At 58.9% G+C, this 13,979-nt stretch carries 11 protein-coding genes; 5 read left to right on the top strand and 6 right to left on the bottom strand.

The window, feature by feature from the left end; translation table 11 throughout:
• The coding region (locus VGC62_RS00640) for a deaminase domain-containing protein (protein WP_331185168.1) at nucleotides 1–918 on the top strand (918 nt) is incomplete at its 5' end.
• Between the two features lie 111 nt (nucleotides 919–1,029).
• Here VGC62_RS00640 and VGC62_RS00635 read toward each other — a convergent pair.
• The 4 genes from VGC62_RS00635 to VGC62_RS00620 all read right to left on the bottom strand — a co-directional run bounded on the left by VGC62_RS00635 (nucleotide 1,030) and on the right by VGC62_RS00620 (nucleotide 5,544).
• Nucleotides 1,030–2,343, bottom strand: coding sequence for an MFS transporter (locus tag VGC62_RS00635; protein ID WP_331185167.1), 1,314 nt, complete (start codon nucleotides 2,341–2,343; stop codon nucleotides 1,030–1,032).
• Between the two features lie 591 nt (nucleotides 2,344–2,934).
• Nucleotides 2,935–3,567 carry an N-carbamoylsarcosine amidohydrolase gene (locus VGC62_RS00630; protein WP_331185166.1) on the bottom strand — a complete coding sequence of 211 codons (633 nt, stop codon included), beginning with the start codon at nucleotides 3,565–3,567 and terminating at the stop codon, nucleotides 2,935–2,937.
• Between the two features lie 10 nt (nucleotides 3,568–3,577).
• Nucleotides 3,578–4,399 (bottom strand): alpha/beta hydrolase, encoded by an 822-nt coding sequence (locus VGC62_RS00625; RefSeq protein WP_331185165.1) that lies wholly within the window; start codon nucleotides 4,397–4,399, stop codon nucleotides 3,578–3,580.
• Nucleotides 4,396–5,544 carry an FAD-dependent monooxygenase gene (locus VGC62_RS00620; protein WP_331185164.1) on the bottom strand — a complete coding sequence of 383 codons (1,149 nt, stop codon included), beginning with the start codon at nucleotides 5,542–5,544 and terminating at the stop codon, nucleotides 4,396–4,398. Before VGC62_RS00620 ends, VGC62_RS00625 begins: the two co-directional genes overlap by 4 nt.
• A gap of 341 nt (nucleotides 5,545–5,885) precedes the next feature.
• On the opposite strand from VGC62_RS00620, the gene VGC62_RS00615 reads away from it, so the two are divergent.
• The 4 genes from VGC62_RS00615 (at nucleotide 5,886) to VGC62_RS00600 (ending at nucleotide 11,800) form a co-directional block, all read left to right on the top strand.
• Nucleotides 5,886–6,938 (top strand): 2,5-dihydroxypyridine 5,6-dioxygenase, encoded by a 1,053-nt coding sequence (locus VGC62_RS00615; protein WP_331185163.1) that lies wholly within the window; start codon nucleotides 5,886–5,888, stop codon nucleotides 6,936–6,938.
• A 190-nt stretch (nucleotides 6,939–7,128) separates the two neighbouring features.
• On the top strand, nucleotides 7,129–7,590 hold the full coding sequence (locus VGC62_RS00610; protein WP_331185162.1) for a MarR family transcriptional regulator: 462 nt from the start codon (nucleotides 7,129–7,131) through the stop codon (nucleotides 7,588–7,590).
• Between the two features lie 128 nt (nucleotides 7,591–7,718).
• Complete coding sequence (locus VGC62_RS00605; RefSeq protein WP_331185161.1) at nucleotides 7,719–8,207, top strand: (2Fe-2S)-binding protein; 489 nt, start codon at nucleotides 7,719–7,721, stop codon at nucleotides 8,205–8,207.
• 14 nt (nucleotides 8,208–8,221) lie between these two features.
• Nucleotides 8,222–11,800, top strand: a complete 3,579-nt coding sequence (locus VGC62_RS00600) for a molybdopterin cofactor-binding domain-containing protein (protein ID WP_331185160.1) — start codon at nucleotides 8,222–8,224, stop codon at nucleotides 11,798–11,800.
• Nucleotides 11,801–11,923: 123 nt separating this feature from the next.
• On the opposite strand, the gene VGC62_RS00595 is transcribed toward VGC62_RS00600, so the two are convergent.
• Both VGC62_RS00595 and pssA read right to left on the bottom strand, forming a co-directional pair.
• Nucleotides 11,924–12,565: a TetR/AcrR family transcriptional regulator gene (locus tag VGC62_RS00595; RefSeq protein WP_331185159.1), complete on the bottom strand. Its 642-nt coding sequence runs from the start codon at nucleotides 12,563–12,565 to the stop codon at nucleotides 11,924–11,926.
• A gap of 16 nt (nucleotides 12,566–12,581) precedes the next feature.
• Nucleotides 12,582–13,925: a CDP-diacylglycerol--serine O-phosphatidyltransferase gene (gene pssA, locus VGC62_RS00590; protein ID WP_331185158.1), complete on the bottom strand. Its 1,344-nt coding sequence runs from the start codon at nucleotides 13,923–13,925 to the stop codon at nucleotides 12,582–12,584.
• Nucleotides 13,926–13,979: the final 54 nt, after the last annotated feature.

Raw genomic sequence — 13,979 nt, 5'->3', positions numbered from 1 at the left:
GAAAGTGATCGGGCGCACATCAACGATTACCTGGGGGCGGCGGAACAATACCGGCTGGTGCGTGAACGACCTTGGGCGTCCGGCGACCGGCAGAACATTGCCCGCCTGTTGTTCGACCTGTTGGATGAGGAGGAAAAAATCCTTTGGAATATGTCCTGGCCGGTGGAGATTCGCACCTACGATCAGTACGTGCAGTTTTGTGTCGAAGGGAAGCGCAATGAGCTATTGGAGTATGCCGGGAACATCCTGTGCGACGAGGACAAACAGAAAAAATTCGTCGGGCTTGCCCGCGCCAGCATCCCCGACTTCCATAAGGTGGGAACCCTAAGCGGGCCTGATCAACAACAGGTGATCGAAATTCTCAATCAGCTGTTGCCGGTTCAGGGCGCGAAGGCTGTATGGACGCCGCTGACGCTGGAAACCATCGGTTTGCCGGACGCGGCGAAAGACATCATGAACCAGGCCAAAGGCGCCAATCTTTCCTACATGCTGGTGGAGACCGAGGCCGGTGAACGCATTGTTTACTATTCCTTTTCGGGTGGCCGCAGGGCGCAGTTCCTCAAGCTCAGACCTGAGATGGCACCGGGTACGGATAATCTAATCGACGGCATCATCTATCGCGATGTCAGGGCGCTTATGAAAGATGTCGAGCCTGATCCGTGGTTTACCAGCCTGCCGGTCGTTCGCGATGCAGAGCACCTGATTGTCCGTGAGTTCGGTCGCTACCTTGACTCCGAACGACTGATTGCCACGGTATTGAGGAGGGACATGACCGGCGTGCCCTTGCGTCATATCAAAGTCTTTACGCTGATGGACACATGCCGTTCCTGTGGCGGATTTGTCTTGCCAAGGCTAAAGCTGGACTTTCCCGAGGCCAGGTTTTCCGTGGGTTATCTGAAAAACTACGGTCTGCAATAACCCTTTTCTTCTGGGGGTTGCGGGCTGGGGCGCGGCCGGTGCTCGATGCAGGAAAGCGCAGGCGCTGTGCTGGGGCCATGATTGACCGATGCACAGCGCCGGTTGGCCGTGTCAGCGGTTTACCAGCTTGGCTGGCAACGCTACCACCAGCAGGCTGCTGAGGATCAAACACCCGGCAAAGAACCACAATGCACCTGCACTGCTGCCGGTCACGTCAATCGCGATGCCCATCATCGAGTTGCTGACCAGCCCGGCGATGTTCGCCAGCGAGCAGGCCAGCGCAAAGCCAGTGGCAGCGGCGCGGCCTTTGAGGAAGGTCGCAGGCAGGCTGAAGAACACTGGTACCGCGCCGATGATCGCGGCCGATGCGATGGCGAATAACGCCACGGTTGCCACCACGTTATGGGTGAAGAAGGTGCTGGTGGCCATGGCCACCGAGCCGATCAGGAACGGCACGATGATGTGCCAGCGACGTTCGCGATGACGGTCGGAACTGGCGCCAATCATCAGCATGCCGATCAGCGCCGCGACGCTGGGCAGGGCAGTCAGGATGCCGACGTGAAAGGTGTCGACCACGCCGGCGTTCTTGATGAAAGTTGGCATCCAGAACCCCATGGCATAGGCACTGAGCAGGATCGAGAAGTCGATACCGCCGAGCATCCACACCTTCAGGTTGAAAAAACCATCGCGCAAGCTGTGTTTGCTGTCCTTGCCCTCCACATCGTCCTGGAGCAGTTCGCCTTCCAGCAGGGCCTTTTCGCTGTCGTTCAGCCACTTGGCTTGTTTCGGGGTATTAGGCAACGCCCAGAAGGTCAGAACCCCCAGCAATACACTCGGGATGCCTTCGATCAGGAATAGCCACTGCCAACCACGTAGCCCCGCCGTCATGTCGAAATGGCCCATGATCCAGCCAGACAACGGCCCGCCGATCACGCTGGACAACGGCAGGCCGATCATGAACAGCGCGATGATGCGACCACGCCGATGCGTCGGGAACCAGGTGGTCAGGTAAAACAGCACGCCCGGTAGAAAACCTGCCTCAGCGGCGCCCAGCAAAAAACGCAGCACATAGAACTGCGTCGTGCTGCTGACGAACAGGGTGCAGATCGAGAGCAGGCCCCAGGTGATCATGATCCGGGCAATCCAGATCTTCGCGCCAACCTTTTCCAGCACCAGGTTGCTCGGGACTTCGAACAGAATGTAGCCGACGAAAAACAGTCCCGCACCGAGGCCGAAGGCGGTTTCGCTGAAATGCAACTGGTCGAGCATCTGCAGCTTGGCGAAGCCGATGTTGATGCGGTCAAGGTAGGCCGCCAGGTAGCAGAAACACAGGAAGGGAATCAGCTTCCAGGTGATCTTGTGGTAGAGCGCTTTGATCGGGTCCGCGGCGGCTATCGCGGCGTTTTCTACATTCGCAGAGGGCATTGGTGTCTCCTGGCGGTGCGATGACCGATGAGCGCAACTGCGGCTGATCTTGCCTGCGTTTGCTGCGTTCTCATACGGTCTGTTTTGGTTTTTGTTTGTCGCGCAGCAGGTACTTTGGCAAGCACCCGATCGCGACTTCCAAAGGCAGTGTCAGAAGACTGAGCGTTGTCCCTTCGCTCCATGAAGGAGAGCGACTCAGTGAGTGCGCAATGAAGCCTGCGCGGCCAGGGCTCTTTGGCCTGGTTCGGACGGCGGAAATTCCGTTTCTGCCGGGTTACATCACGTCTCTGTAGATACTCTGTTCCCGGTCAGCTTTGAGCAGGTGCTTTTTGCTGAAAAGCCTGACCGTATCATAAGGGCCAGAACGCACAGTAGGAGCGCGGCTTGCCCGGCGACCTGGCGCGCAGCGGCAGTAAGCCCGGTGCGCGGGGTCTGCCAGTCACACCGCATGCGCAGATTCACGACGGGTTCCCCGCCGGTCGCGGGACAAGCCCGGCTCCTACCAGCCGCCCTGGCAAATGCTTTATGGCGAGCTATCTGGCACAACGCGAGATCGCTTCGCCAACACGTTGGCTCCTGCCAGGTCTGGCGTTATTTGCGCAAGTAATCCAGCGCCTCCTGTTTCGGTACGACATCGCCATATTTGCTGTCGATGTCGAACAGGTTGGCTTGATGTGGCGCCGGATGTCGATCGCCGACGCATTCGCGTACGACGATGGTCCTGAAGCCATGTTGCACCGCATCCACAGCCGTTGCCCGGATGCAGCCGCTGGTGGAGCACCCGGCCAGCACCACGGTGTCAATGCCTTGGACATGCAGCAGCGATGCCAGCGAGGTGCCGAAAAATGAGCTGGCGTATTGTTTGCTGATCACCACCTCATCGGCGGTCGGCATCACCTCTTCACAGAACGCTGCCAGTGGATTGTCTTGCACCATGAGTTTCATCACAGGTGCTTTTTTCACCCACATGCCGCCATCGACGAAATGTCCGGCGTGGTAGCGAATATTGGTATGCACCACCAACACGCCGTGCGTGCGGGCGCAGGCCAGCAATTCGACGCTTTCGGCAACCGCGCTGACCACCCCCGGCGCATACAACGGCGAGCCTTGCTGGGTGTAGCCCTGCATGAAATCGATCATCAGCAGCGCGGCTTTTTTGCCAAACCCAATGCGGTTGCCCCACACGCCCTGATAGTTGGCATCAGCGCTTTGTTGTTCACTCATCAAACAGCTCCTATCCGTTCAGGGGTTGGCCGAGGAAATCACCGAACGCGACGAAGAAGCCCGGCAGGTTGTCCCACGGGATCATGTGCCCGGCGTTTTCGACCCGAGCGACCATGATCTGCGGTTGCAACTGGCGGATTTCTGCTTCGTCTTCGGCTTGAATCACGCCGCCACGGCCCGCGACGATCAGCAGGGCAGGGACCGGCAAGTTCGGCAGGTCCTTGTGGAAGTCTTCATCGTGGAAATCATTGAACGCGCGGACGACGGCCGGCTCGTAACAGGTGTGCAGCCATTCGGCGCGCAACTGCAATTGCTCTTGGCTCCAGGTCGGGCAGAACGCGCGCATGTCGTCGGCGCTCATTCCGGCTTGCGACTGGCGAATCGAGTCGACATACCAGGGCAGTTTTGCCGGGTATTCACGACGACCTGGGCCGGACACCGGCGGGTCGATCAGCACCAGGCTTTTGAGCCCCCGAGCATTACGTACCGCGCTGCGCACGATAAAGCGTGCGCCCATCGAATGGCCGACGAGGTGGTAGCTGTCGATGCCCATGGCCTGGGCGAAGGCGGCAATGTCATCGGCGCAGGTGTCGACGCTGTAGTCCAGTTCCGACCCGGTGGAGGACAGGCCGCGACCGCGAGCGTCCAGCACGTAGGTGTCGAAATATTTGCCCAATCGCTCAGCGACGAATCCCCAGGTGATCGCCGGGCTGGTAATGCCCGGAATCAGGATCAGGGCCGGTTTGTCGTTGTGCCGGTCGCCGCCGTAGCGCAGGTAATGCTGACGTATGCCATTGGCCTGAACGTTGCCGCCGTGGATGAACGTATTCATGCGTGCGCCTGCGACTTCAGTTCCTGGCCGTACACGTCATAGCCATAGACCCAGGCCGGATCTTCCTGAGTGCGCAGCCAGGTATTGGCGTTCGAGACAGCCTGCACGCGGGAAGCGCGTTCTTTACGGTTTACTTCGTAGAGCTTGAACGCGGTGCGGTAATCGGTCAGGCCGGTCTCCTGCAGGCAGCGGGTCAGCATCGCCGCGTCTTCAATGGCCATGCCTGCGCCCTGAGCCATGTGCGGCTTCATCGGATGGCAGGCATCGCCCAGCAGCACCAGCCGCCCGCGACTCCAGAGCGGCAGCGGATTACGGTTGAGCAGGGGCCACTTGGTCACGCTCTCGGTGGATTCAATCAACGCCTGCACGGTGGGGTGATACCCAGCGAAGGCTTCGTACATTTCGGCCTGGCTGCTGTCGACCCAATTGCTCTGGAAGTCCCAGGCCGGGTGCGGCACGCCGGTGACGTAGTAGTACTCATCACGTTTTGCGGTGGTGTGATAGACCATCATGTGACGGTCGTCGCTCCACCATTTCACGCAGTTTTCGAAGTCCAGCTTGTACTGGGTCAGCACCTTGCTTGGGATCAGTGCGCGGTGCGCGACCCAGCCGCTGTACAGCGGTTTTTCCGGGCCCAGCAGTTCTTCGCGAATCCGCGAATTGATACCGTCGGCGCCGATGACGATGTCGGCCTGAGCCTGCGTGCCGTCGGCGAAATTCAGGCGCACGCCATTTTCGGTTTCTTCAAGGGTCGTCAGGCATTTATTGAAATGCATGCTGCCAGGGGCGAGCGTAGACATTTGCAGAGCATGCAGATCACCACGGTGTACGGTGATGTACGCCGCGCCGTACTCCTTTAGCGAAAATTCACCCAGCTCAATACGCGACAGATAGTCGCCGGTCATGCCGTCACGGCTGAACCAGAAATCCGGGTGCGAACTCATGTCACTCAGTGGCTGCTCAATGCCCATGCGGCGAAAGATTTTCATGATGTTCGGACCCATGTGGATGCCGGCACCCATGCGCGAAAACTCGGCGGCCTGCTCGTAGATATCGACGGTGAAGCCAGCTTTTTGCAGCAGCGTGGCTGCCGCGGCCCCACCCAGACCGGCTCCGACGATGGCTATTTTTTGCGTATTTGGCATGGGGTGGTTTCCTCGCATTTCGTGAAAGCGGTTGAATGTCGGGCGATTGAGTAGCGCTGTATCGGTTCGATTTAAAGTGTATACACTGTTATCGAGAGGTGTGAATAGAAGTTTTAAAAAATTGTGATTTGACTATAAACAGTCGTGTCACCTTCTGTATCTCTATAATTACTGGGGATGTGTGCATGGGTAACGAAGTGGCGCAGCTATTGCAGAAGGCGTTTATTTGATGTCCGATCATGTTTAATAAGTGTGTGCGCTTTAATGTATGCACTACTCTGAAGCTTGATGCCTTTCAATGGTGCATTTGGCTGACAGCCAAAATGGCAAGGAGATGAGAAATGCCAGTTAGCGATTGCCAATTAACACAGATGTTCGAGCACGTTCTTAAGCTGTCGAAAGTCGACGCCACGCAAAGCGTTGCGGTGTTGAAGAGTCATTACTCCGATCAGCGCACAGTGCGTGCAGCGATGGATGCGGCTCAGCGTCTGGGCGCCAAGGTCTACGCCGTCGAGCTGCCGTCGTTCAACCACCCGACCGCCATGGGTAACGACATGACCGCTTACTGCGGCGACACTGCGCTGACCGGCAACATCGCGGCCCAACGGGCGCTGGAGGCTGCCGACCTGATTGTCGACACCATGATGCTGCTGCACTCACCGGAGCAGGAGCAGATCCTCAAGACCGGGACGCGTATTCTGTTGGCCGTCGAGCCCCCGGAAGTGTTGGCGCGGATGCTGCCGACCCTGGCCGACAAGGCGCGTGTGCTGGCGGCCGAGGAAGTATTGAAAGCTGCACGTACGATTCGCGTGACCTCCAGGGCGGGCAGCGATTTTCGCGCGCAGTTGGGGCAGTACCCGTCGGTTACCGAGTACGGTTTTGCCGATGAACCGGGGCGCTGGGATCACTGGCCCAGCGGCTTTTTGTTCTCTTGGCCAAACGAAGAAACGGCTGAAGGCACATTGGTTATCGACATCGGTGACATCGTGCTGCCCTTCAAGAACTACTCCCGCGAGCAGATCACGCTACAGATCGAGAAGGGCTTTATCACCTCGATTCATGGCGGGTTCGAGGCGCAGTACCTGCGCGACTACATGAAGTACTTCAACGACCCTGAGGTGTACGGTATTTCCCACATCGGTTGGGGTTTGCAGCCGCGGGCACAGTGGACGGCCATGGGCCTGTACGACAAGAACGACGGCATGTGCATGGACGCCCGCGCGTTCTACGGCAACTTCCTTTTTTCCACCGGCCCCAATACCGAGGTTGGAGGCAAGCGCAAAACCCCGTGTCATCTGGATATTCCGTTGCGCCGTTGCGACATCTATCTGGATGATCTGGCGGTGGTGCTGGGCGGGGAAGTGGTGGCGCCACAAGCATCGAAGGCGATCTGATGCAAACTCTGTAGGCGCGAATTCATTCGCGAGAAGAGGGGACGGCGACGAATGCTCAGCGTCTGAACAACTGCCTCGCGAATGAATTCGCTCCTACAGCGATTAATGACCGCACTTTGCGAAGTTCCCCTCAACCCCGGCGCACGTTAATGTAGCCGCCAACTTCCCCAGCCTGTGACCGAGTAAGCCTGTGTCCACCGACAGCCCTTCCAATAACCATGCGTCCTACACGTTTTCCAATCAAATCGGCCATCTGTTGCGCAAGGCGTATCAGCGGCACATGGCGATTTTTCAACAGAATGTCGGTGATTCGCAGTTGACCGCTGTGCAATTCGTGACGTTGTGCGCGCTGCGCGACCACGGTCCGAGCTCGCAGACCGAGCTTGTCAAAGCCACCGCCGTGGACCAGGCGACCATTCGTGGCATCGTTGACCGGCTTAAGGCGCGTGACTTGATCAGCCTGGAACCCGACCCGCAAGACCGACGTAAAGTCATCTGCAGCCTGACCGATAGCGGGCGGCGGCTGGTACAAGAAACCGTCCCCCGGGCCGCGCACATCAGCGAATTGACCATGAGCAAACTTAACCCCGCCGAACGCGTGGCCGTGTTGTTTCTGTTGCGCAAATTGATTGAAGACGGCGACAACGAATAATCCCTGCGCGGTCCTACAAAACGCTTCGTTTTGCTAACTCTGTTCACTGGCACGCTTCCTGCTCTCATTTCATGAAGTAGCTACTTCATCAAATGCCAGGGACGGTCGGTAACAAAAGGGGGCGGAACATGAGTGAGCGAGCAGTCACGGCAGAGAAGACCGTGACGCTAAGGGTTAACGGGCAGACCACAACGGTGACGGCAATGGCGGACACGCCGTTGTTGATGATCCTGCGCAATGATCTGCAACTCAATGGTCCTAAATTCGGCTGCGGGCTGGGCGAATGCGGTGCATGCACAGTGATCATCGATGGCGTCGCCGCTCGTCCGTGTGTGTTCCCGCTGGCAGGTGCCGAAGGTCGCGACATCACGACCCTTGAAGGCCTCGGTAGCCGCGAATGTCCGCACCCGGTGCAACAGGCATTCATTGATGAGCAAGCCGCGCAATGTGGCTACTGCATGAACGGCATGATCATGACCGCCAAGGCTTTGCTCGATCGCAACCCACACCCCACCCAAGTGCAGATTCGCAACGAACTCTCGGCCAACCTCTGCCGCTGCGGAACCCACATCGAAATTCTCCGTGCGGTCATGCGTGCCGCTCGCCAACAGCCTTGAACGGATCGACGACTATGACCCAGACCACGCCTACCCGTGATCAATTGCTGGCGAAAAACGGCGTTCTGTTGATCGTCGATGAGATCACGCCGCCCTCGGGCCCAGTGGCCAAAGGCGGGACGCCGACCCTCAAGCCCAAGGAACTGGGTGTGTTCATTGCCATTGATGAAGACGACCGCGTCTATGCGTTCAATGGTCATGTGGACCTGGGCACCGGCATTCGTACATCGCTTGCACAGATTGTCGCCGAAGAACTCGACCTGACCCTAGACCAGGTGAGCATGATTCTCGGCGACACTGATCGCGCGCCGAATCAAGGTGCGACCATCGCCAGCGCGACCATTCAGATTTCTGCGATACCGCTGCGCAATGCCGCTGCCCAGGCGCGGCATTTCCTGTTGGACGAAGCGGCCGAGCGTTGGTCGGTGAAAGCCGACTCGCTGGTGATCCACGCCGGTGTAATCAAGGCTGATGACGGTCGCGCGTTTCGGTTTGGCGAGCTGATCAGGGGCCGGCACATTGAGCTGTGTATCTCTGGCACTGCGCCGCTGAAGAAGCTCGAAGACTACAAGCTGGTAGGCCAGGGCGCGGCGCGGGTCGACATTCCGGGCAAGGCCACCGGGGAACTGACGTACGTTCACGACATGCGCTTGCCGGACATGCTCCACGGTCGAGTGGTGCGTCCGCCGTACGCAGGTTTCGACACCGGCGACTTTGTCGGCAACAGCCTGCTGGCGGTCGACGAATCGTCCATCGCGCACATTCCCGGCATCGTTCGGGTGGTGGTGATTCGCGATTTCGTCGGCATCGTCGCCCTGCGTGAAGAACAAGCGGCAAAAGCGGCGCGCGAGCTGAAAGTCACCTGGAAGCCCTGGAATCAAACACTACCGGACATGAGCGACATCGAGCAGGCCATTCGTGATAACCCCAGCATTGCGCGGGTGGTCATGGACAAAGGCAATGTCGTCCAGGCGCTGGACGGCGCCAGTGAGCGGATGACCCGCACCTACCTTTGGCCTTACCAGATCCACGGCTCCATCGGACCGTCCTGCGGGGTGGCGGATTATCGGGAAACCGGCATCCGGGTGTGGTCCGGCACGCAGAATCCGCATATGTTGCGAGCCGATCTGGCCTGGCTGCTGGAGTATCCAGAGGAAAAAATCGAAATCATCCGCATGGAAGCGGCCGGTTGCTATGGCCGTAATTGCGCGGATGACGTATGCGCCGACGCAGTGTTGTTATCGCGTGCCGTGGGGTTGCCGGTGCGGGTGCAACTGACTCGCGAACAAGAGCATGCATGGGAGCCCAAAGGCACCGCGCAATTGATGGAGGTCGATGGCGGGATCAACGCCGACGGGGGCGTGGCCGGTTATGACTTCCAGACCAGTTACCCGTCCAACAACTCGCCGACGCTGGCACTGTTGCTGACCGGGCGTGTCGAGCCCATTGCCACGATGTTCGAAATGGGCGACCGCACCTCGATCCCGCCCTACGACTTTGAGCACATGCGCGTCACCATCAACGATATGGCGCCCATCGTTCGCGCCTCGTGGATGCGTGGCGTGTCGGCGCTGCCCAATACATTCGCCCACGAGTCGTACATCGACGAACTGGCTTTTGCGGCCGGTGTCGACCCGATTGAATACCGCCTGCGCTATCTGCATGACGAACGTGCTTCGCAGCTGGTCAGGGCCACTGCCGCCCGTGCGCAATGGTCGCCACGTACGCAGCCGATGCAGATCCCGGAAGAAGATGGGGTGTTGCGCGGTCGGGGTTTTGCCTACGCGCGTTACATCCACAGCAAGTTTCCCGGTTTTGGCGCGGCATGGGCCGCATGGGTCGCTGATGTGGCGGTGGACAAGCGCACGGGCGATGTGTCGGTGACGCGGGTGGTGATCGGGCACGATGCCGGGATGATGATCAATCCGGCGGGCGTTCAACATCAAATTCACGGCAACGTCATTCAGTCCACCAGTCGCGTGCTAAAGGAGCGGGTGACCTTTGAAGAGTCCATCGTTTCCAGCAAGGAGTGGGGCGGTTATCCGATCCTGACCTTTCCAGAAGTGCCGAAAATAGACGTCATGATGATGCCGCGTCAGAGTGAGCCACCCATGGGCGCTGGCGAGTCGGCCTCGGTGCCCAGTGCGGCGGCAATTGCCAATGCTATTTATGACGCCACCGGCATTCGCTTTCGTGAGTTGCCGATCACCGCCGACCGCGTGCTCGCGGCGTTGAAAGGCGCGGACGAAGCGGCCAATGCCAATCCACCGCAATCGCCGCAAGCCAAGCGCTCGAAGTGGCTGTTTGGCTCGCTGTTCGCAGCCTTTGGCGCGTTATTGGGGATCGCAGCCACGGCGTTCCCATGGAAGTCGGAAATCGCCCCCATCACGCCGCCGAGCGCTGGCACCTGGTCGGCCTCGACGCTGGCGCGAGGAAGACAACTGGCCGCTGTCGGCGATTGCGCGGTTTGCCACACAGCGCCAGGTGGAGTGAGTAACGCTGGCGGGCGGGCGATGCAGACGCCGTTCGGCACGCTGTACAGCAGCAACATCACGCCGGACCCAGAAACCGGTATTGGCAACTGGTCGTATCCGGCGTTCGAGCGGGCGATGCGTGACGGTATCAGTCGTGATGGCAAGCACCTGTATCCGGCGTTCCCCTACACCGCGTTTCGCAATATCAACGACGCCGACATGCAGGCGCTGTACGCGTATTTGATGTCGCAGACGCCGGTCAAACAAGCGCCCACGGTCAACGACATGCAGTTCCCGTTCAATATGCGGCCACTGATGTCGGGCTGGAACGCGCTGTTTCTGCGTAACGGGGAAGTCCAGCTGCAACCGCAGCAAAGCGCGCAATGGAATCGTGGCAATTATTTGGTCAACGGCCTGGGGCACTGCGCGGGCTGCCATTCGCCGCGCAACCTCATGGGCGCGCAGAAGGGCGGTACATCGTTTCTCGCGGGCGGTAGGGTCGATGGCTGGGAGGCGCCGGCGCTGAACCGCGTGTCGAAGTCGCCCACGCCATGGACTGAAGACCAGTTGTTCAATTACCTGAGCACCGGCTATTCCGATGCCCATGGCGTAGCAGCGGGACCCATGGGGCCGGTGGTGAGCGAACTGGCGAAACTGCCGAAGTCGGATGTGCGAGCCATGGCGGTGTATCTGGCCTCGTTGAAGGGTTCGGTTGAGGCCGCGCAGACGGTCGCGCAATCCGTCACTCAAGACGTCGCTAAACCAAGCGTCAGCGCGGTCTCGTTGAACAACGGTCAGCGGATTTTCGAAGGTTCGTGCCAGGGCTGTCACGCCGACGGTTTGGGGCCGAAACTGTTTGGCGTCAGCCCGTCATTGGCAACCAACACCAACGTGTACAGCGCTATGCCGGACAATCTGCTGAAGGTGATTTTGCAGGGGGTTGCCAACCCGGCGACCCCGGATCTCGGTTACATGCCGGGCTTCAAGGACAGTTTGTCCAACACCCAGATCAGTGAGTTGACTGCTTACCTGCGCCACCGCTTTGCGCCCAATGAGCCGCAGTGGGCGGGGTTGCCGGATAAGGTCGCGCATTTGCGGGCCAATCCAGGGACGCACTAACGATCCCATTGCCCCTGTAGGAGCAAATTCATTCGCGAGGCAGTACATTCGATACCAATGTGTCGCCTGGCCTATCCCTTCGCGAATGAATTCGCGCCTACAGCATTGTGTGATTCAGATAGTTCAAGGCAACCTCATCACTCCACGCACCACCAGGTCGCTGATAAACCCCAGCCAATCCTGGCGATGCTGCGGTTCGGCCATGTCTTGATCAAGAAAGGAGGTGAGGGTGTGCAGGTTGGAGTTATAGAAGTAGCAGAGCGAGGCAACCATCAGGTAAACGTGCTTGATGTCGATGTCTTGCCGAAACAGCCCCTGTTGCTGACCGGCTTCGATGATCGGTCTGAGCACGTCGACGGCTTCGCCTGACAAGCGCCGCAATTCGCCGGACTGCTTGGCGTGCTTGCCCTTGTGCAGGTTTTCGATGCTGAGAATCGCGACGAACTCCGGGTGCGTCACGTAGTAATCCCAAATGAACGCCACCAATTGCCGCAGGGTTTGCACGGGCGTTGTCGGGTCCAGATGCAGCGTGCTTTCTGCCAGGTTGAACTGCTCATAGGTGTGCTCAAGCACCCGTACGAAGAGCTTTTCTTTACTGCCGAAGTAGTAATAAAGCATGCGGTCGTTGGACTCGGCCTCGGCGGAAATACGCTCGATACGCCCACCCGAATAGCCGTCTTCGGTAAACACCTTGATCGCTGCTTGAAGGATTCGCGCCCGTGTCTGGTCGGCCTGCCGGGCGCGGATTCCGGTCTTCTTGTTCATGCTGCAAACTCCGGCGTCACAGGATGCGGTACAACAGGCGCTCGACCCGCACGCGGCTGACCCGACGCAAAAACGTGCGCACGCCCACCGGGTAGTCGTTCAGCGTATCGAGCTCGTCATATTTGCCCACTCGTTGAGTGTTGCGCATCAATTGCTTGATCTCAGCTTCGCGTGGCTCTGCCCATTCGCCTTTCGGATCGTCAATCAGCAACGCATTTTCCAGATCGAGTTGAAATGCCCGCGGGTTGAGATTGTTGCCGGTCAGCAGGGTGTAGCGCTGATCTGCCCACAAGCCCTTCAAGTGGAACGTGTTGTCGCCGTCCTTCCACAAATGGATATTCAACTGATGCCTGGCAATCGCCAACTGATGTTTCTGAATGAATCGCCGCAGGCTGATCTCATACAGATACGGCAGTGCCGAAATCACCTTGAACGGCTCCTCAGGCGCAATGAAGAAGTCGTTGGCGGTCTTGTCGCCGATGATGATATCGATCTTCACTCCGCGTTTCAGCGCACGGGTGATCTCGCGCTTGATCACCAGCGGCATGTTGAAATACGGGGTACACAGCGTGAGCTGCTGATGGGTGGCAGCAATCAGATCGCACAAGGTTCGGCTGAGGGGGTTTTTGTTGCCAATCCCCAGCAGTGGAATCACCCGCAGTTCGCCGTTATCCGTTAGGCCGGCATCGGTGTTGTAGCTGGCGCGTTTGAGGCGCTGACGAAACTGGCGGATCTCCCCGCGCAGGCTACGCGAGGTCGGCGGGGAGGGCAGATCGAGTCGGTGTACAGCATCCGACGGCAGGATTTCTTCCTGAATCAGGCGCTCAAATGTATCGGCCAACGGTTTGCTCTGCACCAGGTGATAGCGGTCAAGCCGGTATTTGCCCAGCTTGTGCAGGTAAACGTTATTGATACTGGCGCCGCTATAGATCACGCAGTCGTCGATCACGATGCCTTTGAGATGCAGCACGCCGAACAGCTCGCGGGTCTGAACTGGCACGCCATAGATCGGCACTTCCTCGTCGTGCTCCAGGTGTTGTGCCTGATACCACGTCGAGTTACCCGCCTGCTTGCCAGCGCCGATCAAGCCACGCTGGGCCCGAAACCAATCGACCAATACCACGATGTCGAGGTCTGGTCGGGCTGTTTTGGCGGCGTACAGCGCATCGAGGATTTCCTGGCCGGCTTCGTCCTGTTGCAGATAAAGCGCGACCACGTAGATGCGCTGTTGCGCCGATGAGATTTTCTCCAGCAGACAACGACGGTAGTCGGCAGCACTGGGCAAGATCTTCAGCGCATCGCGGGGTAATTGAAAACCGCGAAGTCTGGAAAGCGTGGAGCGTCGGAAGGTGGCCCGCATAAGCCTCTCGATGGGTCGAATCAACAGCGCACGAGCTTACACCAGAGCGCGCCT

It is taken from the genome of Pseudomonas sp., assembly GCF_036404235.1.
In the GTDB taxonomy this organism is placed as follows: domain Bacteria; phylum Pseudomonadota; class Gammaproteobacteria; order Pseudomonadales; family Pseudomonadaceae; genus Aquipseudomonas.
This window is presented reverse-complemented; position numbering and strand designations above follow the sequence as displayed.